This window comes from Bradyrhizobium sp. 149, assembly GCF_023073915.1.
Lineage (GTDB): Bacteria > Pseudomonadota > Alphaproteobacteria > Rhizobiales > Xanthobacteraceae > Bradyrhizobium.
Genome location: NZ_JADPKK010000020.1, coordinates 237907 through 261711, shown reverse-complemented (window position 1 = coordinate 261711; position 23805 = coordinate 237907). Strand labels below are relative to the sequence as shown.

General features: G+C 58.9%; 19 protein-coding genes. 11 read left to right on the top strand and 8 right to left on the bottom strand.

From position 1 onward, the window contains the following. Positions 1-61: 61 nt before the first annotated feature. Positions 62-1372: an FAD-binding oxidoreductase gene (locus tag IVA88_RS16255; protein WP_247498241.1), complete on the top strand. Its 1311-nt coding sequence runs from the start codon at positions 62-64 to the stop codon at positions 1370-1372. 55 nt (positions 1373-1427) lie between these two features. Here IVA88_RS16255 and IVA88_RS16250 read toward each other — a convergent pair whose 3' ends face one another. After that, the gene (locus IVA88_RS16250; RefSeq protein WP_247498240.1) at positions 1428-3143 is read right to left on the bottom strand and encodes a thiamine pyrophosphate-binding protein; all 1716 of its coding nucleotides are present in this window, start codon (positions 3141-3143) and stop codon (positions 1428-1430) included. Positions 3144-3329: 186 nt separating this feature from the next. Here IVA88_RS16250 and IVA88_RS16245 point away from each other — a divergent pair, with 186 nt between their 5' ends. From IVA88_RS16245 to IVA88_RS16215, 7 genes are all read left to right on the top strand, one after another. Further along, positions 3330-4499, top strand: coding sequence for an aminotransferase class I/II-fold pyridoxal phosphate-dependent enzyme (locus tag IVA88_RS16245; protein WP_247498239.1), 1170 nt, complete (start codon positions 3330-3332; stop codon positions 4497-4499). A 93-nt stretch (positions 4500-4592) separates the two neighbouring features. Continuing rightward, positions 4593-5600 (top strand): fatty acid desaturase, encoded by a 1008-nt coding sequence (locus tag IVA88_RS16240; protein WP_247498238.1) that lies wholly within the window; start codon positions 4593-4595, stop codon positions 5598-5600. Positions 5601-5661: 61 nt separating this feature from the next. After that, on the top strand, positions 5662-6498 hold the full coding sequence (locus tag IVA88_RS16235; RefSeq protein ID WP_247498237.1) for an arginine deiminase family protein: 837 nt from the start codon (positions 5662-5664) through the stop codon (positions 6496-6498). 33 nt (positions 6499-6531) lie between these two features. After that, the gene (locus tag IVA88_RS16230; protein ID WP_247498236.1) at positions 6532-7470 is read left to right on the top strand and encodes a hypothetical protein; all 939 of its coding nucleotides are present in this window, start codon (positions 6532-6534) and stop codon (positions 7468-7470) included. A gap of 329 nt (positions 7471-7799) precedes the next feature. Beyond that, on the top strand, positions 7800-9188 hold the full coding sequence (locus tag IVA88_RS16225; protein WP_247498235.1) for a hypothetical protein: 1389 nt from the start codon (positions 7800-7802) through the stop codon (positions 9186-9188). A 153-nt stretch (positions 9189-9341) separates the two neighbouring features. Further along, complete coding sequence (locus IVA88_RS16220) at positions 9342-10310, top strand: NAD(P)-dependent oxidoreductase (protein ID WP_247498234.1); 969 nt, start codon at positions 9342-9344, stop codon at positions 10308-10310. Between the two features lie 125 nt (positions 10311-10435). Continuing rightward, on the top strand, positions 10436-11779 hold the full coding sequence (locus tag IVA88_RS16215) for an MFS transporter (RefSeq protein WP_247498233.1): 1344 nt from the start codon (positions 10436-10438) through the stop codon (positions 11777-11779). 48 nt (positions 11780-11827) lie between these two features. Here the strand turns inward: IVA88_RS16215 and IVA88_RS16210 are convergent, their stop codons facing one another. Further along, positions 11828-12037, bottom strand: a complete 210-nt coding sequence (locus IVA88_RS16210; RefSeq protein WP_276577896.1) for a helix-turn-helix transcriptional regulator — start codon at positions 12035-12037, stop codon at positions 11828-11830. A 2663-nt stretch (positions 12038-14700) separates the two neighbouring features. On the opposite strand from IVA88_RS16210, the gene cysD reads away from it, so the two are divergent. Together cysD and cysN are read left to right on the top strand one after the other, a co-directional pair. Then, positions 14701-15594, top strand: coding sequence for a sulfate adenylyltransferase subunit CysD (gene cysD, locus IVA88_RS16205; RefSeq protein ID WP_247498430.1), 894 nt, complete (start codon positions 14701-14703; stop codon positions 15592-15594). Beyond that, positions 15594-17522: a sulfate adenylyltransferase subunit CysN gene (gene cysN, locus IVA88_RS16200; RefSeq protein WP_247498232.1), complete on the top strand. Its 1929-nt coding sequence runs from the start codon at positions 15594-15596 to the stop codon at positions 17520-17522. Before cysD ends, cysN begins: the two co-directional genes overlap by 1 nt. 78 nt (positions 17523-17600) lie before the next feature. Here the strand turns inward: cysN and IVA88_RS16195 are convergent, their stop codons facing one another. Beyond that, a complete protein-coding gene (locus tag IVA88_RS16195) occupies positions 17601-19373 on the bottom strand; it encodes a PQQ-binding-like beta-propeller repeat protein (RefSeq protein ID WP_247498231.1) in 1773 nt (590 codons plus the stop codon). Positions 19374-19442: 69 nt separating this feature from the next. On the opposite strand from IVA88_RS16195, the gene IVA88_RS16190 reads away from it, so the two are divergent. Continuing rightward, complete coding sequence (locus tag IVA88_RS16190) at positions 19443-19814, top strand: cytochrome c (RefSeq protein WP_247498230.1); 372 nt, start codon at positions 19443-19445, stop codon at positions 19812-19814. Between the two features lie 31 nt (positions 19815-19845). On the opposite strand, the gene IVA88_RS16185 is transcribed toward IVA88_RS16190, so the two are convergent. From IVA88_RS16185 to IVA88_RS16165, 5 genes are all read right to left on the bottom strand, one after another. Next, on the bottom strand, positions 19846-21015 hold the full coding sequence (locus IVA88_RS16185; RefSeq protein WP_247498229.1) for a beta-ketoacyl-[acyl-carrier-protein] synthase family protein: 1170 nt from the start codon (positions 21013-21015) through the stop codon (positions 19846-19848). 14 nt (positions 21016-21029) lie between these two features. Continuing rightward, positions 21030-21356, bottom strand: a complete 327-nt coding sequence (locus IVA88_RS16180) for a phosphopantetheine-binding protein (RefSeq protein ID WP_247498228.1) — start codon at positions 21354-21356, stop codon at positions 21030-21032. Positions 21357-21444: 88 nt separating this feature from the next. Then, entirely contained in the window at positions 21445-21981 is a 537-nt protein-coding gene (locus IVA88_RS16175) for a thioesterase family protein (RefSeq protein WP_247498227.1), read from the bottom strand. Continuing rightward, a complete protein-coding gene (locus tag IVA88_RS16170; protein WP_247498226.1) occupies positions 21978-22817 on the bottom strand; it encodes a beta-ketoacyl synthase N-terminal-like domain-containing protein in 840 nt (279 codons plus the stop codon). The genes IVA88_RS16175 and IVA88_RS16170 overlap by 4 nt, the downstream gene beginning before the upstream one ends. After that, entirely contained in the window at positions 22814-23803 is a 990-nt protein-coding gene (locus IVA88_RS16165; RefSeq protein WP_247498225.1) for an ACP S-malonyltransferase, read from the bottom strand. Before IVA88_RS16165 ends, IVA88_RS16170 begins: the two co-directional genes overlap by 4 nt. Positions 23804-23805: the final 2 nt, after the last annotated feature.

The window sequence follows — 23805 nt, the reverse complement described above, 5'->3', positions numbered from 1 at the left end:
GACCAATCTGCGACCTGCTCAGGCCGAGTTGGGCTAGTCGCAAGAGTACGAGGGACCACCGATGACCGACGCACTCGTGCTTGGTGCCGGCATGGCCGGCGTTTCGGCCGCTCTCATGCTGCAGAAGCGTGGTTGGTCGGTCGCCCTTATCGACCGCCAAGCGCCTGGGCGGGCAACAAGTTTTGGAAACGCAGGAATCATTCAGAGCGAGGCGGTTGAGCCGTTCGCGATGCCGCGAGACTTGCGCTCGCTTTGGAATATCATCCTGGGCAACACGAACGACGTGCACTGGCGCTTGCGGCATCTCGGGCCGCACGTTGCTCCGCTTCTGAGCTACTGGTGGCACTCCGGCGGATCCCGCTATAGACGAGCGGTAGAGGTTCATTCAGCTCTCGTCGCTCGGGCTGCAGAGGCACACGCTCCCCTTATCGCCGCGGCAGGAGCAGAGAGCCTGGTTCGCCGCGAGGGATTTCGTGTCTTGCATAGAACTGAGCGGGGAATGGACCAAGAAGTAGCTGTTGCAGAGAGGTTTCATGCCGATTACGGCGTCCCCCACCGTGTGCTTTCAGCGGAGGCACTCGCAAGAGCGGAGCCGGGCCTGAAATTCACAGGGGTCGGAGCAATGCATTGGCTAAATTCCTGGACCATCAGCGATCCTGGAACCTTGACGACCGCATATGCACAACTTTTCGCAAAGCGCGGTGGGACGATTGAGATCGGAGATGCAGAGACCCTCATCAGTGACCCCTCGTCCGGTTGGATGGTAGCGACCGTGAACGGACTTTTGCGGGCTGAACACGTCATCGTGGCGCTTGGACCTTGGTCCGGCCAGTTCTTGACTCGGTTCGGGTTCCGCATTCCGATGGTTCGCAAGCGCGGCTATCACCTTCACTATTCGGGGCAGCCCCTCGATCTTCCGCTTCTCGACGCAGACTTCGGTTACGTGATGGCGCCAATGACGCGCGGCTTGAGGATCACGACAGGCGCCGAACTGACCGGACCTGACGCAAAGGCTACCCCCTGGCAGCTTGAGCGGGCTGAAATAGCCGCCCGTCATCTCGTCACGCTAGGCGCGCCGGTCGAGAATTCGCCGTGGTTCGGAACGCGTCCTTGCATGCCTGACATGCTCCCGGTCATCGGTCGCGTCGCGGGATTAAAAGGGATGTGGACTCATTTTGGGCACGGGCATCAAGGATTCACTCTCGGGCCCGCAACAGGCGAGATACTTGCGCAACTGATGACCGATAGAGCGACGGCCATGGACGTGTCGCACCTTTCTCCTAATCGATTTCATCGATGCGACGTGACGACCGCATGCGTACGTTCAAGCAACAGGACCAGGCGACAGGATGCCATGGCGGCGTTGCCGTGAGCGCGATCTTCTTGTTATCGCTGCAAAGCGACCCGGCGCCTGAAGGGTCACCCCGCTAAGGGCGCATTGGTTGTGTGTTTGGCGTACGAATGCTCTTGTCACAGCGAACATCTACCAGAAAAGGCTTGTCTACTGTCCGGAAGGCTTTTTGGAAGGCGATCTCCAAATCGCCGGACTCTTCCACGACGATCCCATCACCTCCCAAAGCAACGCAAAAAGATGCCCAGTCTTTTGGAGGGGAGATTTCCACGATACTGGCTATTTCCGGGCCTTCCTTCCGCGCCCGAAGGTGAATGCTGCCCAAGGCACCATTGTTGATGACAACGACCACCAGGGGCACCTTGAAACGCACGGCCGTTTGAATCTCCATGCCGTGCATCAGCAAGCTCCCGTCTCCTACGATCGCGACATGTGGCCGCTTGGGCCGAGCCATCCATGCTCCTATGGCCATCGCGATCCCATAGCCCATCGGTCCTGTGTTGGATTGGAACAGGAATTCGTTGGGCGCGAAGCTGGTCCAGTTGTGTCCCGTGAAGAATGTATGCGCGCCAGAATCAACAATCGTAACTGCATCCCGAGGAGTTGCTTTTCGGAGATCTGCGATGGCCCGTGCAGGGTTGATTGGAGTCTCGTTGCTGACCCGATCAGCCTCCGTGTCGTAATAGGGTGTTCGACGAATTCCACTTAGCCAATTTTCACGCTCGCTCTTGGTAGACATTAGTTCAGCGTGATATTGGTCGCGATTTTCTCGAAGCCAGCGCAAGAACGTCCGCACATCGCCGGTTACAAAATGCTCGTCATACTCTTCACCAAACGTGTTGTTGGGATCTATGTCGACTCGTATCAGTGCCTTGGACGGCTTCAACATGGGCGCCCAGCCGTGAGTATTGTTTTCGTTTAGAGTTGCTCCCAGAACGAGAAGAACCTCGGCACGTGGATCTACACCAGTGCCCAGCACCACTTGGTTGGCCCATAGGCTGCCGCCTGCCCCGAAGACACCCATCGCGATCTCGTCGTCTTCGGATATCGCCCCCTTTGCCCGAAGAGTGGTTACAACGGGGATGCTGTACTGTTGGGCAAACGCCTTGAGTTCATCGCTCGCCCGTGACCAGACAGCACCATTCCCCGCAAGGATCGCCAGCCTGGTCACGTCCTTAAGGATTCCGGGGACAGCCTTGACGGCCTCGACATCCAATATGCGAGGAACATCGTCCCTCTTTACCGGCGTATAGCTCGCCTTCCACTCATCTTCATGCATGTCATGCGGAATGGATAGAAGCGCTGGGCGGTTTTCGAGGCCTTTCATCGCCTTCACGGCTTTTCGGATAAAGCGCTCCAGCAGCGATTTGTCCGTGATGACATCCGCAAAAACAGTGAGCGCCGAAAAAAGCTTCAGATCGTCAATCCCCGTCGTGCTTGAATCCTGAAATGCACCTCTGCCTTCCGCGCGAAATGGGATCGTGCCCGCGACGATAAGGACAGGCGATCGATCGGAATAGGCCGATGCGACAGCGGTCGTCATATTCCCAACTCCCGGCCCACCAATCCCCATCGCCACTCCAAAATTCTGGGTCGCGCGTGCATAGCCGTCTGCCATGTACGCGGCTCCTCCTTCCTGGGCGGCAATAATAGGAGTGATCTTCGACGGGTCGCACCTGAACCAGAATGGATCAATCAGTTTGCCGGGAACGAAGAAGATGTGGGTGATCCCCTCCGCATGAAGCGCGTCCAGCACATAGCGGGTCACATTAGGACTAGATGCTTGTTGCATTGATCCGTCCACAACCTGCCTCCTTGCGCTGCACCGCACGACAATATGGCCAGCGACCGCGACCCGCCACCTACTAGTTTAGGTAGCTCGACTCGGGACGCACAATGAAAGCAAGTAGCAGCACGAGAAGCGGTTGATCGCATCGATACGGCAAACTCCGGCTTTCCAATAACAAGAGAAGCATAGATGAGCGACACCCTCACCGATGTCGAAATCAAAGGTTTGTCCGCGCCCGCGAGTCTGGCGGACGGCCACGCTTACCAGGACCTTGGCCCATTCTTCGCACCGATCGTTTCAGATCTCCCCGATATTTGGGCGGAGGCACAGCTCAGCAGCATTCCCGACATGGAAGCGCGATACAAATACAGCCTTTCAACTCTCGTCGGCTCTGCCGGTCTCGAATCCCTCGACAACTTTGTCATTTGCCCGACCGCTTCGAACTCCATCGACATCGTCGGTGCGCTACTCGCGACGCGCCGGATGCGGGTGGCTCTTGTCGAACCTACGTTCGACAATCTCGCTCTTCTGCTGAAGCGACGCGGCGTGGATGTCGTTCCACTGAACGAGACATTGCTGCACACCGCCGCCGAAGCGGGATGTTTGGACGAACTACTCAAGGTGATGCGTTTCGACGCATTGTTCCTCGTGAAGCCCAACAACCCAACCGGGCGGGTCATTGGAAAGTCGGCGTTCAAGGAGATAATCAGCTTTTGCGTCGAGAACGCAATTGTCCTGGTAATCGACAACAGCTTCCGGCTTCATTGCCGCGAGCCTTACGACGACTATGCAGATCTCTTGCATTCCGGCGTTTCCTTCATCGCGTTTGAGGATACCGGCAAGGTGTTCCCGACGCTCGACATGAAGGCGAGTCTTCTCGCCTATTCGGCCGACAACAAGCAGATCATCGAAACCATCTATCGAGAGCTCTTTCTGTGTGTTTCCAATTTCTCACTCGCGGTTCTGACGAAGTTTATCGACGTGACACAGAAGGTGGGGATTTCGGAGACGATCTGGCGGATCGTCGATCAGCATCGCGATATTCTGAGACGCGCGCTGGCGAACTCGCTTTTGCGTATCCCGTCAGAATCTCTGCGGTCAACCCTCAGCGTGGAGTGGATCGACTGCAGTGGGCTTGGCCGTTGCGACCGGGACGTGTGCAAAATGCTCGAAGCCAAAGGACTGGTCATCTTACCGGGACGAATGTTCTTCTGGCACTCTGCGCGACTCAAGGAGAACCAACACAACGTCCGGGTCAGCCTCATGAGGCCGCATCAAACCTTCCTTTCGGGTGTCCGCGTCCTGCAAGATATCGCCACGCGGTCCTATGCGGACGAACGTGTCGTTGCGTTGGGATAAGCGAACGGTGGCTTGCGCGATGAAAACGTGGGCAGTCCACTTCGCTTCCTGCTCGGCGAACGCGATCATCGGCAGTAACTTGGAGGATCATCGATGACCGGCGCGGGCGAATACGGACCAACAGTCGACGCGTCGAGCGATACCGAAACTCACGTTGTCAGCATTTCCGAGATGTGGAGATTCATGCGCAAGGCCAACCTTGATGGCCAATTGAAGGCGCTGCATAGAAAGTCGAGCTCGGCCGCGGTGGCGGCTGTGGCCTTCGATTGGTGCATCATTGCGCTGGCTTGCACCGGCGTCTGGGCGCTTGGTTGGTGGGCTGTACCGGCGGCGCTCGTAGCCATCGGAAACAGGCAGCGTGCGCTCGTTGTACTGATCCACGACGCATCACATTACCTTCTGCATCCTTCCAAGCGAGTAAACGACTGGTTGGCCCAGGTCGCGCTCTGCTGGCCAGGATTTGTATCATTGCACAAGTATCGCAGCCTCCATAACCAGCACCATCTCCACCTCGGCGACCCCGTTCTGGACACGGATTTTCTCCACGACGAGAGCCTCATCAGAAAGGGAGCCTGGGCGTTATACACCGCTCAAGCCTTCAATCGGACGACCCTGCGAGGCGCTCTCTTCGGAATGCTCGGAAACCTCACCTGGCGCCAGACGGCTCCCATTCTGTTCTGGTGGTGCACGGCCTTGTTGTTTATCGGCACCCTCCTGAGTCCATGGGCAGCCGTGGTCTTTTGCATGCTGTGGATCTCCGCGCGTCTCACCGTCCAGCATCTTACCATTAGCTTCGTGATTATCTCCGACCACGTCGGGTTGACACCCGGCAGTATCCTGGGATTCACGAGAAACCATCCGCCAAACAGTCCATTTACGTGCTTGTTGCATCCGCATGAGAACGGCTGGCACCTCACTCATCATCTACTTCCCGGCGTGCCGTTCTATCGATTGCGAGCCGCACACCGGCTACTGATGACCTGGCCCACCTATTCGGCAGCAGAACATTGCGAGAGCTATTTCCTGGGAAGCCGCACCGTCGTCGGCTCCTGGTGTCGGTTGAATGAGCGTTCGACCACCACGACCGGAGCTACGGCATGAGCTTGCGATGCACTACCGCATATCGAATCCGTGGTCGGATGCACGCTGACGAGGGCTCGTGATGCGGACCGAGTATTGTGACAGCGAATATGGGCGTCTCCGAGAAGCTCTGCTTTGCCCGCCGGCCGAGGTCTCCTCCGGCGGCGGTGATCAGCGCACAATCCCAAACCATAGCATCGCAAAGGAGCAACACGAAGAACTCGTTCGCACACTGGTGAACGAAGGCATCGAGTGCCATTTGATGCCGGCGGATCACGGAAGTCCATACCAGTGCTACACGCGCGACAGCTGTGTCATGACGCCGTGGGGGCTCCTGCAGACCCGCATGGGCATCATGGCGCGCCAGGGCGAGCCTCGCGTTGCGACGAATTACGCCGGCTCGCTGGGGATTCCCCTCTGGAAGCGAATCACGCGCGGAACGCTGGAAGGTGGAGACGTACAGATCTTGCGCCCCGGGCTCGTCATCGTCGGCTACAACGGCCTCCGCACGACGGAGGACGCCGCCTGGCAAGTGAAGAGCTGGTTCGAGGAGAAGGCCTGGACTTGTCGGATCGTGCGATATCATCGCAGCTTGAGGCACATCGATCTGGCAATTGGAGTGCTGAGCGAAAGTTCGCTGGTTTGCTGCCGCGAAATGGTCGAGGCAAAGGAGCTGGCCTGGCTCATGAACGAGGGCTACACGCTCCATGATGCGCCGGCAGAGGAGTGCCTCAGGATGGGCTGCAACATACTCAACATCGGAGGTGGCAGGGTCATCGCTCATGCACTCAACGAGCGCTCGAACCGACTGCTGCATGATCTCGGATTGCGCGTGATCGAGGTCAACGTCAGCGAATTCGTCGCAGATTTCGGGGGGATTCACTGTTTGGTGCAGGCCGTGCGAAGGGACCTGAACTAACGCGCAAAGACGCATAACCATCAGGGAGGAAGTATGCTCGTCGAGAATTATCAAGTACCCCAAACAGCGGGCGAGTGCGTGGTCGTCAGCAGCGACCTGGGACATCTCCTTTGCGGCAAATCAGGGCAGCGGACAAAGTCCGACCAGTCCTTGCTGGTCTGGCGTCAGGCGTTTCTTCAGCTGGACCTGCAGGCATATTTCTGCGAGCCATCGTGGCCGCTCGAGCTCCTGGGAGCCTTGCCGCCTTCTGCCGAATGGCCGTGGGTTCTTGTGCTGGGCGAAGAGCGTGTGAGCGACGTCAAGGTCATGCGAGAAGCCCTGCGTCTGGCGGCTGGCCTGAACGGAAAGCCAACCGGCAATGTTCATATTACACTGGAGCTCCGGAACTACGAAGAAAGGTCGTCGTTCGCTGGCGGCCTCGGCTGGTGGAAGACGAAGCAAGCCAGCGTTGCTGACCGTGGCGAATTCGGGCGCGCATTCATGAGCGCGCTGATTTCTGTTCTCGAGAGGGCCAAGGCGATCGGCTCGGACCTTTTCACGGAGCAGATGTCCATCATCGTGAGCAAGGATGCGTCGTCGCCGATTGCCACGCTGACCCCCACTCTGCATTCCGACAAGTTCTACGGTATCCGGGAAACGGCGATCACCTCTCTCCTTGAGGAAGGTTGGGAGGGGTATGGAGGAGCCATGTTCATGCCTGCGACACGCATGGATCGACTCTGGCACCTCCGCCCGATCACGGTATCAACGCTAACGGAGAAGCTCACGGATGAGCTCATTGTGCGGACCGGAAGCGGCGACATCCTGTTGTACGACGGTATGGTCGGCATAGACGGAGTGGCGAGCCCAAGTAATGGCATCCCCCACATTTCTCCGGATGTACCGGGTATGAGCTCACGACTTGGCATTCTGATGCATCACCGTGACCGCAACGTGCGGCCGAACGCAACCGCGTTCAGAGTCCCCTTGTGACCGGATCTGGTCGACTACCGAAGGCCTTGTGACGCCGGCTTGTTCCAATGCGGCGTCAGAGGTGTCCAGCCCAAGAACGTAGGGTTGTCTCGCGGACGATCGGCCCGGCGATCAGACCGGACGCTCGATGCTGGATGATCACCGGCCGACGGCGGCACGGCTCCATCCGACCCGAGGCCCGACAGAAAGCACAAAAATCGGCAGCAGTCGGAGACACTTTTGCCAGGCAGGCCGTCAAGACGGGAGCCAAAATAACGGGATTCGTCTCTGGCGCCCGACTGAATCCTTCACATTGGCGACGAGAAACGAAGACAAAAGGTCCAAATATCATGATGGACGTCAACGCGTTCGACTTCGGCCTATCCGACATTCGCGCTTTCAACTATCCACCGCATAAGAGCTTTCCAGAGAGTGTGGTCGCACAACGGCGCGTCCTTGCAAAATGGAATCGACTGCGTGAGTCTTTGCACTACAGGACGCAGCTTTCTTTGGAACAGACAGCCGCACTTCAGTTCGATCGCCTGTCACTATTGATTGACATGGCCTTTATCACTCACCCGTTCTACCATGAACTCTACAAGTCTGTTGGTTTCAGGCCGGGCGATCTGGTCACGTGGGACGACTATAACGCACTGCCCAGCATTTCTAAGAGTGATATCGCAAGTTCATGGGATATGTTCGGCTCGAGCCGAAGTATGAACAGAGCTGATTGCTATTCCTCTCGTACATCAGGCTCTTCGGGACGGGCTCTGATCGTGCTGCAGGACAGCGGTACGAACGATTGCGGAGCACTTTTCTATCTTCGGCACTACGAGCAGATGTTGGGCCGAAAGCGTGCCGCAAGCGAATGGTTATACGAAGTTTATCTTGCACCTCCTCGTTTCACCTCGTTCGAGGGGTCCTTTCCCGTGTTTACGATCTCCAACCAATGCCCGCCCGACTTGGCGTTCAAACATATTGCGCGACTGAAGCCCAAGATCCTGTCGGCCTTCCCCAGCTATCTCTCTCGCATGGTTGCCTCGGTTGACAATCTTTCCAGCCTTGGGATCGAAGCCATCTGTACCAATTCCGAATCCAGCATCAAAGCCGAGCGCGACCGGATTGCGGAAGGTTTTGGCGCGCCGGTCTTCGACGAATATTCGTCTGAGGAGCTGTATCTGATTGCAACGCAATGTCGAGAAGGAAGCTATCATATCGTTGAGGACAACGTTCGCGTCGACGTTCTCAATGCTGACTCCGAAGGGCGCGGCGAAATTGTCGCTACCAGCCTGACGAACACCTTCATGCCATTCATCCGCTACAGGCAGGGCGACGTTATTCAGATTAGCGGCAAAGCCCACCCGTGCGCTTGCGGAAATCATTTTCGACGCCTCAGCAGCTTCCATGGGCGTGCGGATCAAGTCCTTTTCAGCCGCACGCGAGGCGCAATTCTACCAGACCGCGTGATGACACTGTACACGCACACACTGTTTCCAAAGGATGGACGAATCGCGGAATTTCAGATCGTTCAGAATGAACCCAGCACCATAGATCTGTTCCTCGTGACGGAGTCGATCGATCGAACCTATAACGAGAGCCGCGTTGAAGCCTTTATCACTGGACTGAAAGACATCCTTGGAGATGAGCAACTGGATGTCAGAGTGCAGGTAGTCGATGCCATGCCCGCTTCTCTGTCGCACAAGAGGCGCCTCGTCACGAACCGTATACCTTCCAGTTGAGGGCGCTTAAGTTATGAGGAAGGGACCATCTGTTGGATGGTCAAGCTTCACAAGCCGGCGGCAGCGCAGGGGTATGCGGCGGTACGTCACGTCACTGGTGGTTTCGGGAGCTGTCAGGCCCGGCCAGTTCAAACCTTGGCACGCGGGAGCGCCATGACGAAACCCATCGTGTTAATTACCGGCGACTTCGAAATTCCAGTTCCGGTGCGACATCGCCTCTCCGCGATCTTCGAAATCAGACACTTGCGTCGGCCCGCGTCGCTCGACGATCTGGCCGGCAACCTGACCGGGGCCTCTTATTACGTCCTTGGGGGGCCCGAATACGCGGATAGCGTTCTCCTCGATCGCGCTCCGACACTGAGGCATGTCATCGTGATGGGAACGGGCACCCCCAGCTTCGTAGACGAGAGCGCGGCTGCATCACGCGGCATCATGGTGCACAACACGCCTCATCTGAACTGCGCATCGGTGGCCGAGTTTGCGCTCGGCATCACCCTCTTGGCAAGCGCAGCGGTGTTTCATTCATCGGAGGGAGTTCATCGCGGCACATATTGGTGTCAAGCCTTGCGCCCAGGGCTTGACTCGTCCACGATCGGGATCATCGGGTTGGGCCGCATCGGAACGCGCTTGGCTCAGAACATAAGAGCCATCTCGGCTGAATGCCAAATCCTCTATTGGTCTCGCCGCCGGAAACCGGAGACCGAAGCTGCACTCGGCGCGCGGTATGCTCCACTACCGGAGATATTTTCCAGCGCCCATCAATGCTGCATCTGTATTGCATATGATCCCGTCGATACCCACAATTTGATTGGTCGAGAGCTGCTGTGCCGCGGTCGCGGCGTTCTCCGGATCCTCCAATTCTCAAACCCCCACGTTGTTGATGCTCACGCGCTGCGGCGAGCGCTTGAGAGCGGTGAAGTCGCATTCGCCTTCATGGACGGGTATTACAGGGAGTGGGTCGCAAACAGGGGAGCCGCGTCTGATCAGGAAGGACTGCTCGGACTCGGGCCAGATAAGTTCATAGCGACGTCCCACAAAGCTGCACTCACGATCGAGGCCACCGATGCACTTCTTAGCGCCGCGACGGACCATCTTCTCCGATGCGAGGGCCGAATCGGATAACTCTCGGCGTGGCCGTTGGCATTTCTATCCCGAATGATTACTGGGATCATGAATACAGAAGCATCATGTCGCCACGAAGCTTGGAATCGGTAGTCGTACCTGCATTGATGGCGAGCTCGCTCTTCATGCAAGAGATCGATCTGGCGCTGCTCAACACTGCGATTCCCGGCATGAGCGCGTCCCTCCAGGTGGATCCGACTCTGCTAAGCCTTGCCGTCACGGCCTATTGGGTCTGCGCGACTATCTTCATGCCAGCGAGCGGCTGGGCTGCGGACCGGTTCGGAACCAGGATCATCTTCCAGATCGCAGTCGGCATCTTTATCGTCGGATCCATTTGCTGCGCAGTTTCTTCCAATTTCGCGGAACTGACCCTGTCTCGCTGTATTCAGGGCGTCGGTGGCGCATTCATGGTGCCTGTAGCACGGTTGGTTGTTGTCAAGGAGGCCGCGCCCGGTTCGTTAGTCAGGTCAATGATCTGGTTCACGACTCCGTCGCTCCTCGGAGGGATCATCGGTGCGCCGCTGAGCGGATATCTCGTCACGTATTTGTCCTGGTCCTCAATATTTTTGGTTAATGTCCCGACCGGCCTGGCGGCAATTCTCTTAGCTGGGCGCTATGTTCCGAACTACAAGGAGGACGGCCGGCCGGCTTTCGATCTTCTGGGATTCGTTCAAGTCGGACTTGCGCTTGGTGCCTTATTGTTCGGACTCTTGAGCATTGGCAGAAACGTTCTTCCCATTTTTGTCTCAATGGGGCTCGCGGCTGGCGGCATGCTTGCTATGGCCCACTACAAGCGTGCGACAGGTAGGCGGGGGGGCGTCGCCATTCTCGATTTCGCTACATTGGACGCTCGCACGTTTCGAATTACAACGGCAGGGGGCGCCGTATTCGTCGCCGGCGTCGGGGCCACGATGTTTATGATGCCCATCTTCCTTCAGAACAGTCTGGGATTTAGCGCCCTGGATACTGGCCTTCTGTTGATGTGCGGAACCTTCGGTACGCTCGCAGCAAGAGCAGCAGCGCATTGGGCAATCGGATATTTCGGTTTTGCAAGGCTCATGTTGCTCAACTCCATCGCCACGTGTTCCATCCTGGCTGCGCTCTCGGTCCTTCCCACCGCTTCAGCACCTGCAATCGCCGTATTGTTCGCCTTCGCCGGTGCGGTTCGTTCAATTCAGTACACCTGCCTCAATTCCGCGGCTTATATCGGGCTGAAACCCCATGTGCTGACTGCCTCGGCAACTTTCGCAAGCGTGGCTCAGCAAGTTTCGTTCGCTTTGGGGATCGGTTTCGGTGCAACGCTACTGGAGGTCTCTTCACGTTCACCAGTAGTCGCGTCCGTGCTGCGAGAAGGGCCGCCGATGCTCCCGTTGATCGCGGTCAGTGCGATGACCTTACTGACAGCGTTTTTCTTTGCTCGGCTGAAACTTGATGGTCGACTCTCGGCGGGTGCCGCGCGGAACGACTGACGCGCATCAACCACGACGATATTATCCGAATACGATGCGAGCCTTATTTCACGCGGGCGTCGAAGCTATGAGCTTGAGTTCAATCGCTCTTATGAGAGCAACGCTCCTCCGATTCGTTCCCAGTTTTTTCATCGCGTTCTTGAGATGAAAATTGACGGTATTTTCGCTTATCTCAAGTATAACACTAATGTCCCACGATGATTTTCCCTTCGCTGCCCATTCCAAGCATTCGCTTTCACGATAGGTAAGCTGCACCATAAGCATTCCCGTAGCGTTCCCGGTAACGAACTTTTTCTTATAGCAGTTGAGGTAGAGCGATATAGCAATTACAACTTTCAGTCAAATCTGTGGCGGTGCGCGTGTGAAGACTTGCGGCAAATTTTCCCGTTGATGTTTTGGGTGCGCTGCGGTGCCAAGCTGCTTGGCAGAGCCTGAAAAATCTCTCACGTGAGAGCGCACGTCAGTCTCGTCACCTACGCCTGGATCCTACTTGGAGTCTTCCTGGTGTCGCTCGGGTGCGGAACGGCCGCTTCGATATCCGTGCGACACCTTGGTTTCTTCAACTGGACCGACGTTTCCGCTGCTCTGATGCGGGATGCTCCGTGGCCAATAAACCTGCTTTGATCGCGCTGTATATTAACTACTTCATGGACCTCTAGGCAGACTCCGCGAAGGGAGTACTCAAGCAAGGGGAGGGCAAGTATCTCACCACGGATCACATCCGAGTGCGTCCCGGCCCTCCAAAGGAGCTTGGTATCGTCGGATGGATTTTTGATCGGTTGCTGGAAGTGAAGTGTGAAACGGTCGTCGCTTGGGAGCCAAACAAAAAGAAGGTGCGAACCCGCACTGGGAAGCCGTGGACACGCGTAATGGTCGGCGCCATTCTTATAGATGAGAGTTACATCAGGAATTTGGTTTTCAATCGGCGATCATGGAAGTTGCGTCAAACGTACAATCCCCCTGAACAGTGGATTAGGGCTGAGGGCAGTCTTGAACTAATAGTTGCCCGAGAGGTCTTCACGAAAGTTACCACGTTCATTGAGGGGCGCCGTGTTGACCTCACTGAAGGAGAGATGCTTGTCCGCTTGCACAAAGCCTTGCTCAAGGAGGGGCGATGAGCATCGGGATAATTGATCGGACGTCCGGCCTGCCATGTGTGGCGACGTGTCAAACCACTTCGGGAGCATGCGAAACCTTTATCGCTTGCTCGGCTTCGCTCCGAATCGGAACTACGAGTATCTGGATTCGCGTCCTCTTTGGTCTGATCAAAAGACGCAGCTCGCGTCTCGCATTGGAGCTGCCGTTAGACGGGCACGGTGCCACACGAGCACGGGAGGCTGGACAGATTCGTTACGAATCGATGGCGCCACTTGTGTCTCGGTCAGAGCTGCGCGCTGGACAGCAGAAAAAGAAGCAACTCATTCTCCGCATTGGACCATTCAATGTGATGCGCACGTGCCTGCGGGGTGGGTTGCGGCCGTTAGGCTGTCTGAGCATAACAAGGACGTGCTCGATGGCGTGCTGTTGCCGACCGGTGGCGCGGTAAAGAGAACCATCAGGTTCTCAGAAGCAGCACGCGAGCACCCCAATCACTTGCTTCAAAACGGCTGACGCGCTTGTTCGTGCAATCACCAGGAGGCTAAACAGGAGAAGCCGTGCTTCGCGAGCCATCCCAGAGCCGCTGAGCAAGCGACCGAAAGTAAGCCAGCCCAAAACCAGGAGCGGCCACGGGCGGCATTAATTGAACGCAGGTAGAGAAATGCGCCGAGTAGTGGGCCGTAGTTCCTTCGGAAGTCCCCATTGAGCTTCGCGATTTTTGACAACTCAGGGGATATTTCTACGTCATCCGTCACTGCGCTGGTTCCTCTTGCTGCGGTTAGAGCCAGCATCCTATGAACCACTGTTCTGCCCGACGGAGCAAGTGAGATTTCGCACAAACCGAAATTGCGTGCTTTGCCAGAGAGGAACCTGTACTCCGGTAGCAAGAATGGCGACATGGCCCAACTTTCCTCTGCCGTCGTCGACCGCAAAGACCTAGTAGTATTGCCCTGGCTAGGCCTAGTGAGCACAATCTCTCAGGCGACGATTTCCGAAACGGGGAACCAGTTAAGCGTGACGGTGAACAGAAAGATGAAGAGCAGCGCCAGAATTCCGGGTTGTCGCTGGTTGGCCGGACCAGAGTGTCTCTGTCGCGGAGCTGAGGAGCGCCTCTCACGCCAGACGCGAAGCATGAGGTTGAGATGCGGCTGGTACGTGCACGGTTGTGAGTCCTGAAAATTGAGAAACCGCCGGGCTCGCGCGCATCGTTCTTCCTGTTGTTACCTAGGGGGGCGAGCCCGCCTGCGTCGGCATCTCTGGGCCGCGATCATCTCGGCGCCATCAAGGGTACGTCCTTCGTCTTCGGCGTTGCCGGTGCAGCCGTCGGTCCGTTGCCCTTTGCGGCCAGTGTGGAGCCGATCGGAAGCTATGCTGCGGTCCTGATCGCATGCTGTATGCTTTGCGTGGCCTGCGGCACGGCGGCGCTCTTCGTAAGGAGGCCGCGTCCAGACCAATAGCTAGATCGCGTGAGGGCCGGGACGAGCGATGCGATGACACGACATCGGATCGTGTTTGCGAAAACGTTGCGCTTTTCCCGCAACGAATTCCAGTGAATCTTCAAGGACTCAAGTGGATCGTCTCGCGGAATCGCGGCGCGGCAAATTCTCGTTGAGCGCAGGCAGAGAATGAGGTTTGCTTGATCCCTGTCGACCAGAGAGATGCTGCGCTCGACCTGACATTCGAGTCATCAAATGATTGTTCATGGGTGCTCAGATCCCGTGCAGTATCGTGAATCCGCGCCGGCAGGCGGCGTGGAAACTTCGCTGGTCGCGGCGATCCGCCGCTATGCCGTACGTCGAGACGACGGACAGCATCCTCAATTGATGCCGCACCTGCGATGGCTGGAAGCGGAATCGATCGAGATCCTGCGCGAGGTAGCCGCCGAGTTTCGCAAGCCGGTCATGCTATATTCGATCGGCAAGGATTCCGGCGTCATGCTGCATTTGGCGCGCAAGGCATTCTTTCCGGCGAAGATCCCGTTTCCGCTTTTGCATGTCGACACGACGTGGAAATTCAGGGAGATGATCAGTTTCCGCGACATCATGGCCCGCGAGTTGGGTCTCGATCTTCTTGTCCACGTCAACCGGGATGGGATTGCCCGTGGCATTAGTCCGTTTGGCCCCTCGGCCGCACTGCATACCGAAGTGATGAAGACCGAGGGGCTGAAGCAGGCGCTAGACGCCCATGGCTTCGATGCCGCGATCGGCGGCGCGCGCCGTGACGAGGAGAAAAGCCGCGCCAAGGAGAGGGTGTTCTCATTCCGCAGCAAGCAGCATGTCTGGGATCCCCGGCGGCAGCGGCCCGAGCTTTGGAATCTGTTCAACACAGCGATCCACGATGGCGAGTCGGTTCGGGTGTTTCCGCTGTCAAACTGGACCGAGACCGACGTCTGGACCTACATTGCGTCCGAATCCATTCCCGTGGTGCCGCTGTATTTTGCCAGGCCTCGCCCGGTCGTGCACCGCTCCGGCGCGCTCATCATGGTCGACGACGAGCGGCTTCCGCTCGACTCGGGCGAGAGGCCGGAGACGCGCATGATTCGCTTCCGCACGCTCGGCTGCTACCCGCTCAGCGGTGCGATCGAGTCCGAGGCGACCAACGTCGACGAAATCATCGACGAAATGCTGGCCTCGACCACCTCTGAGCGCCAGGGTCGCCTGATCGACCATTGCGAGAGCAAGTCGATGGAGCGCAAGAAGCGCGAGGGCTACTTTTGATGGAAGACACCCTCGATGTCCGTGCAGTGTCGCCGCCGCCGGCGGTCAAGGCCGAAAAGAGCCTGCTCCGCTTTCTGACCTGCGGATCGGTTGATGACGGCAAGTCGACCCTGATCGGCCGGCTGCTCTGTGATTCCCAGCTGGTCGAAGACGACCAGATGGCGGCAGTGGTGCGCGACAGTGTCCGGCACGGTACCCTCGGCGAGGAGGCCGACCTTGCGCTGCTGGTTGACGGTCTCGAGGCTGAGCGGGAGCAGGGCATCACCATAGATGTCGCTTATCGCTATTTCGCTACGCCCCGGCGCAGTTTCATCGTCGCCGATACGCCCGGGCACGAGCAGTACACGCGCAACATGGCGACAGGGGCCTCTACTGCCGACCTCGCCGTGGTGCTGGTCGACATGCGCAAGGGCATTCTGACGCAGACCATGCGTCACAGCTACATCTGCTCGCTGCTTGGCATCCGCTCGATCGTTCTGGCCGTCAACAAGATTGACCTGGTATCCGATGCCGACGAAATGTTCCGCCGCATCATAGCGGATTATCACCGTTTCGCGGCGGCACTTGATTTCAGCGCGGTGGTGCCGATTCCAATCTCGGCGCGTTATGGCGACAATGTCGTCGCGGCGTCGGCGCGGACGCCATGGTACAGGGGCCCTTCGCTCCTGCGACACCTCGAAACCGTAGATGCTGCGCAGAACGAACGGCAGCTACCGCTTCGCTTTCCGGTACAACGGGTGAGCCGTCCCAACGCGGATTTCCGCGGTTACGCCGGGACAGTGGCCTCGGGGCGGATCGCGGTCGGAGACGAGGTGGTGGTGGCGGCCTCGGGCCGATCCAGCCGGGTTGAGCGCATCGTTACCTTCGACAGGGATCTTCCCCGTGCGACCGCCGGCGACGCGGTGACGCTCACCCTCAAGGACGAGATCGATATTGGTCGCGGCGATCTTCTGGTGGCGCCAGCCGCCCGGCCAGAGGTTGCCGATCAGTTCAGCGCCCACCTGCTATGGCTGGACGAGAAGCCGCTGTTGCCGGGCCGCTCCTATCTTCTCAAGATCGGGACCCGGACGCTGCCGGCGCAGGTGACGACGCTCAAGCACAAGATCGATATCAATACGCTGGCGCAGAGACCGGGGCGGACGCTCGACCTCAACGAGATTGGCTTGTGCAATCTCTCGGTCGCAAGCCCGGTGGCCTTTGACGCCTACATGGACAATCCGCGGACCGGCGCGTTCATTTTGATCGATCGGCTCAGTAACGCAACGGCGGGCGCCGGCATGATCGCATTCGGGCTGCGCCGCGCCTCCAACATCCGCCGTCATGCACATCTGGTCGACAAGACGGCGCGGGCCTCGTTGATGAAACAGGCCCCCTGTGTGTTGTGGTTCACCGGGCTCTCCGGCTCCGGAAAATCGACCATTGCCAATCTTGTCGAGAAGGCGCTGCACGAGGCAGGTATCCACACCATGCTGCTCGACGGCGACAATATCCGCCATGGCGTCAACCGCGATCTTGGTTTCACCGACGCGGATCGCGTGGAGAATATTCGCCGCGCCGGCGAGATCGCCAAGCTGCTGGCCGAGGCGGGCCTCGTGGTGCTGAGTTGCTTCATCTCGCCGTTCCGCGCCGAACGTGAAATGGTCCGAGGGCAACTCCTCCCCGGAGAATTCGTCGAGATATTTGTCGACGTCCCGCTCAAGGAATGTATCCGGCGCGATCCGAAGGGCCTCTATGCCAAGGCGCTGGCCGGTGGCATTGCCAACTTCACCGGGATAGGCAGCCCCTATGAAGCGCCGCAGGCTCCCGACATTCTCATCGATGGCCGGAACGAGACCCCTGAGATGGCCGCGGCCCGCGTGGTTGAATGGGTCTTGGCCCGCCATGGCGAGGATGACGGCAGTGCGCATGGTGTGAATGATGCCGGCTGAGCGGGGCAGGCGACAAGGCTGAATGTGCGCTCCATCGTCCGACCGGAAAATTTGGCGTTCTCTGGCTCCCGGCCCTTGTCATCCTTTGTCAGGCAGTGCGAAGACATAGATGGCGCTATGGCCGCGAACCGTTTTCAACTTGGGAACGTCGGCAAGGACGTTCGCGGTCCCGGTCAGGCCATCTCCCGTAAGTACGGCAATGTACTGTTTGCCGTCGATCGCGTAGCTGATCGTGCTCGCAACGATCATCCCGCCGAGCGGTATCTCCCAGAGAACCTTGCCGCTGTCGGAATCGATCGCGTGCAAGCGGCGGTTGAGATCGCCCCAGAACAGGAGATCGCCGCCGGTTGCAAGCGCTGATCCATTGCCTGGCCAGGCTTGCGAGAGAATCCGAGTCATTTCGCCGGTCGCAAGATCGATCTTCATGATCCCGGCATAAGCGTTTTCGTCGACGCCGGGCCGCCTGATGCCCGTGCGCGGTCCCGCTCCCGTCGGTGACTTGTTGTTGGCCGTCATGTCGAGGCAAGCGTCCTGAAACGGGACGTAAAGTGCATTGCGGCCGGGGTCGTAACTTGTCGCCCACCAACTTCGCGTATTGAACGAGCAAATGATGCTGCGATCACCGTCCTTGCCCAACATGGCGTCGACATTGATTTGGGTGCGGCCGGTCGCGACGTCGATCGACTGCAATGTGTGGTGTGGCATATCGAGCGGAAATGGCTGCGCCCACAGAAACCGGCCGCTCTCGCGATCGAGCACAAAGATATCTCCGGCTTCCGCGACCTCGACGACGACATCGTGCTCCTCGCCCTTTGGTAAAGTGGGATTGATCCACTTCACGAACTTTGGATCGGGCGACACCTTGGTGCGTAGCAATGTCCGTTCGTGAATATGATCGGAGTCCCAATCGTCGCCGGGCAGATGCTGGTAGTACCAGCTGAGTTTGCCCGTATCGACGTCGAGAGCGACTGTTGAATTGCTGTAGAGCTCTGACGGTGCCGTGAAGGACACCGCGTCGGTGCTGCCGTGCCGTTTGAGCCGAGTGTAGGGGGTGGGGTTGGCGATCGCCCAATACGTGATCCTCCGTTTCGGATCGTAGGACCCCGGGAGGCCCCAGGACGATGCAACGCGCTGCTGGTCCGGCAGATTGCCCCAGCTGTCGGCGCCCGGCTCTTCGGACGCCGGCGTGGTGTAGAACCTCCACAGTTCCTTGCCTGATCCGGCATCGTGTGCCGCGAGGAAGCAGCCGGCGCGAATCCTGCAGGCCCGGTTGCTGATCAGCTTGCCATCCGCCACCATCAGACCGCCGGTGTGCTCGGTGCCGTCGGCGTAGTCGTGCGCCTTTGTCTCCCATCGGACTTTTCCGGAGCGGGCATCGAGCGCGACGAGATAGCCGTCGGGCGCGGCGAAATAGATGAGATCCTCGAATATCGCGAGATTCTTCGACCGAGAGAACGATGCCGGGGGAATTGTCTTCAGCATGTCCTTTGGGTAAGTCCGCCAATACTCCCAGATTAGGTCGCCATTGCTGCCGTCAAGTGCCTGAACGCCGCCACCGGGTGCGATGAGATAGATCACACCTTGATGAACGAGCGGGGTCGATTCCTGCGTGCCCTGTGGAAGACCACGCACCCAGGCCACGCGCAACTCGCCGACATTGCTGCGGTTGATTTGGTTGAGCGGGCTAAATCGCTGTTCGTCATAGGTACGGTTGATCATCAACCAATCAGCCGGATCCGGGTCGGCAAGTGTTTCCGAGGTCACCGGCTTGAAATCGATAGCTTGGGCGGGGCCGCCGACTGCAAGAGCACAAAGGGGTAGCGTGATGAGAGCTGCGATGAAGCGAAACACGGCATTCCTCCAGTTTTGTCGAGACCCATCCGGGCAATGCCACTTGCCTTGTCTAATCCCGACCGTTGCATGTTACATTCGACAGCGTCCGACGATCCGGTGAAGCGTCCTGCGGAGCGAGATCACATGAACCGTTCTTGCTTAATCGCCATCGTCGCGCTCCCTGCGATCATCAGCTCGGTTGCATTCGCGCAGCACGGTCTTGCGAGCGAGAATGGTCGACGCCTTTACGACGCGCACTGCGCGCAATGCCACGGAGAGCGCCTGCAAAATGCAGGAATCTCCTTCGATTTGCGCACACTGAACGGCAACGAGCGCGATCGCTTCGAAATCTCCGTATTGGACGGCAAGGGCACGCAGATGCCGCCCTGGCGCGGAACGCTGGAAACGATCGAGATCGAGCAATTATGGGCTTACATCCGGGAGAATGCCCAGGACTGACGTTGATCTGACACATGATGGGCTGCCGTGCTCAACTCCGCATCCGCCGTATCACCACCGCGCTGTTGGTGCCGCCCAACGCGCTGTTCATCGAGATCACGGCGTTCTGCCGCAGGGCGCGCGGCGCTCCCATCACGAAGTCGAAGTTATCGAAGTGACGGTCAGGCTGGTCGAGATTGAGGATGGGGGGCACGAGATCATGCTGCATGCCCAGGATCGAGCAGATGACTTCGATGGCGCCGGCAGCACCGCAGAGATGGCCGATCGCCGGCTTGGAGCTGGTAATCGCAATCCGACCTCGAGCGCCGGCGCCAAAAACCCGATCCATCGCCATGCACTCGACCTGGTCGTTCAGTTTGGTCCCCGATCCATGGGGATTGATGCTGTCGGGCAGGGCCTCGAGCCTGGCATCGGACAGCGCCAGCTCCAGGGCGCGCGCCACACCCCGACCTGCTGAATCCGGCGCGCTGAAGGACGTCCCATCTGCCGACGCGCCAAACCCGGCGATCTCGGCAATCGGTTTCGCGCCGCGCTTTTCCGCGTGAACCAGGCTTTCGAGGACCAGCACCGCAGCGCCTTCGCCAGCCACAAATCCATCCCGTTTGGCGTCGAACGGGCGACAACCTTTTTTGCCAAGAACACGTAGCGCCTTGAGGCCCTCCAGCAGGAAGGGCGTTAGCGCTTCCGTTGCGGCGACCACAGCGACAGACCCGAGACCTGCGCGAAGATGATCGAGCGCCTGTCCGATGGCCATCGCGGAGGAGGTGCACCCGGTGCTGATCGTGGTAACATTCGTCCGTTCGGCGACGGACGGCCAGATATCGGCCCCGAGTTGCCAGAGACCTGGCTCGGTCGGGGCGCCACTCATGTGCGCTCGCCACCAGGTATCGATGTTGCCGTGGATCGATGCGACAAAGACGGAGAGCTCGGCCAGAGGCAATGGCAGCAACGCCGCGCGCAAGGCCTCATCGACCGCGGCTCTTATGAAGTGATTGGCGCGCGCCGGCGCGTCTTCCGGCGCATCCGCGATATGACCGGAGAGGCTGGCTTCGCCGTCGAGCTCGGCAAAGAGTTGCTGAGGCCGGACGCAGCTATGGCCTGCCAGCAAACCATTCCTGAGCGCGTCGACGCCGTAGCCGAATCCGGTAACCGTGCCGATGCCGGTAACGACGATCGTTGGTCGATCCTGTTGATGAGACATTGCATATGCCGTGTTTAGGCAACCTTTTCCTGTTCCTGCAGGGTACGCTCGTCCTGCGCTCGCAGAAGAAAGTCGACGATCAGGTTGAGGGAACGAAAGCTGGTGAAGAAATCCTCATCGGCTATGGTGACCTCGAATTCACGCTCGATCGCCACCGCGATTGCGAGGGCATCAACGGAATCGAGGCCTAATCCGGTCCCGAACAAGGCCGTATCGTCGGCGATCTCATCCGCCTTCAACCGCAATGGCAGGCGATAGATCAGCGTTTGTTTCAAATGATGCATGAGCGCGGCCCGATGCTTGACGATGCGCTCCGCCTCGCTTCTGGTTATCTTGGTCATTGAGACGCTCCACCTTGTCGTTATTCGGGAATTCGTCCGGAGCGCCAGGCCCAGCCATGCTGCCTGGCTGCCGGAAGTTCGATCCATGTCATGTTGCGTACGCCCTTGCGGCTGGTTCTGAGTCTGCCGGGAACTCGCCAAATATCCAGGCGAACTCCGCCGGCATTCGCACCAACATCTGCCCGGCGGGGTTGATGATCACCGACGCGGTGTTTCCCTCAGCGAGACGGCGCCCCGTTTTGGCGTTGCGCACCTTGTAGCCGAACATCAACTTGGCGACGTTCGTCCTGCGTGGGACTACCATTATGTCGAGCTCGTCGCCGTAACGGGCGGGCGAGACATGGTGGCATGAAGTGTCGACGACGAGGAATCGATAGCCGGCTTCTTCGAGACTGTCGCTGCCGATGGCACGTCCGCGCGCGACGATGTCCTGAAAATGCCCGGACCATTTGTAGCGTTTGCGCGTCGCGTCCTCCGCCCACGCACGGAACGCTGCGTCCCTCGCTTCGTGAAACCAGATCAGGAAGTTGGCGTGGTAGACTATCCCGGCCTTGTCGGTCTCCGCATAGCGGACGCGGAGTCGGTGCACGATGGCACGGTTGGTCAACCATTCCTCGTCATTCATGGCTGGCTCCCCGGCATAAACTTGGCGTTGGCAAAGCTCTGCTGGTTCGCCACGATCCAATCACTGAGGATCTCGACGCAGCTTCGCCGATTTCCGGTGACGGGGAAGGGAAGATCGGCGCCGGTCTTCCAGGTCGAGAGTGTCAAGCCGTTGTCGGCAGCCGCGCCTCGCTGTAGCGCCAACACTAACAGTTGAGCACGCTCGGGCAGCCTTTCCTTCCGCGTTGTTTGTGATGGTACGTGCCAACATCCTGCAATCGCCAGATCACAGCGGCCGACCGCCAGCATCGTGACGCTGTTGTTGACCGCTGCGATCCCGACTTCATCCTCGCCGGACACGGTGACGGTCGGTCCGAGCAGTTGAAAGCAGATGCTGGCAGCCGCGGTCGCGGTCGATGGCATCGCGTAGGTATAGGTAAGGGGCTCTACCCTCTTTCTCTTCACGCTTTCGAAGAAAGCCTCATAGCTACAGAGCGAGCCGAAGGCGCTCCCGATCACAAGAGCGGCGCGAGATTTGTCGAAGCCGTCATTGCTGTCGCCGCCCGCAGCAGAAATCCGCTTCAGGATGCGCTTGACGCCAAGCAGGACGAGCCTGGAATCCGGATTGAGGCGATAGCCCTGCTGCCAGTCAACCTCGGTTGCATAGGCGAGATCGATATCGGTGGGACTTTCGTCGATGCTGACGACGTCCGCGATACGAACGCCCATGGCTGCACCCGATAGCGTTTGCCTATTCCCGGCGCGGTCGACCACGGCGATCCGCGGGGCGGCCTCCCTCAAGGCAGTCTCCTCGCGGATGCCAGCGGCCTCCCTGGCGATGGTTGGTGTTCCAGTCATTGCAATACGCTTCCCGTCATTTCCTCGACGGCATGGCACGCGGTATCGAAATCCGCGACGGTGGACGTGGTAAGGCAGCGGAGCGGCGACTGATTGCGGAGAGCCAGACCTTTCAACGTGCGGCCGGGGCCGGCCTCGATCATGATGTCACAGCCGTGCTCCGCGATGGTCGTGACACACTTAGCCCAATTGACCGGCGATAGCATGTGCTCGCTCAGCTCGGCACGTACGGCCGCCGCGGAGCAGATCGGCGCGGCGGACGAGCTGGCGAGCAGCGGTATCTTCGGATCTCGGAACGTGGTTGCCGCGATTCTCGGAGCCAGTCCCGAGGCCGCCATCGACATGAGCGGCGAGTGCGCGGGCCCGGGAACGTTGAGCCAGCGGCAAAGCGCGCCCTGTTGGTCGAGCACCTTTTTCAATTGCCAGAGGGCGGGCTTCAATCCCGAGACCACGCTTTGCGAGGAAGCATTGAAGTTCGAGATCCAGACATCGGCGCCAATCTCGGCGATTGCCGCTTCAACGACGTTCCGCGCGACGACATCTATCGCCATCATGCCGCCGTTCACGGCTTCATTGTTTCTCTGCATCAATTGGCCGCGTTCGACGATCAATGCGAGCGCGGAGGCGAAGTCGATCGACCCGGCTACGGTAATCGCCGTGAATTGACCCATGCTGTGCCCGGCAACCAGCGACGGGGCGAAGCCGCGTTCCGCCAGAAGCGAAGAGATGGCGACGCTCATCGTGAAGACCACCGGCTGGGCGACGCGCGCTTCCGCCAGCGCATTCGGGGGGCCCTTGGCCATAAGCTGGCGCAAGTCGGTGTCCAGCCGGTCGCTCGCCATCTGGAATAGTTCGCGCACGAGACCGAAGGACTGAAGATAGTCTTCGGCCATGCCGGTGAACTCGGTCCCCTGGCCCGGGAAGACGACTGCCACTGCCGGAGAGGATGCGATCGGCAGGCGTGATCCGGTGGCAAACTGGTCCATGA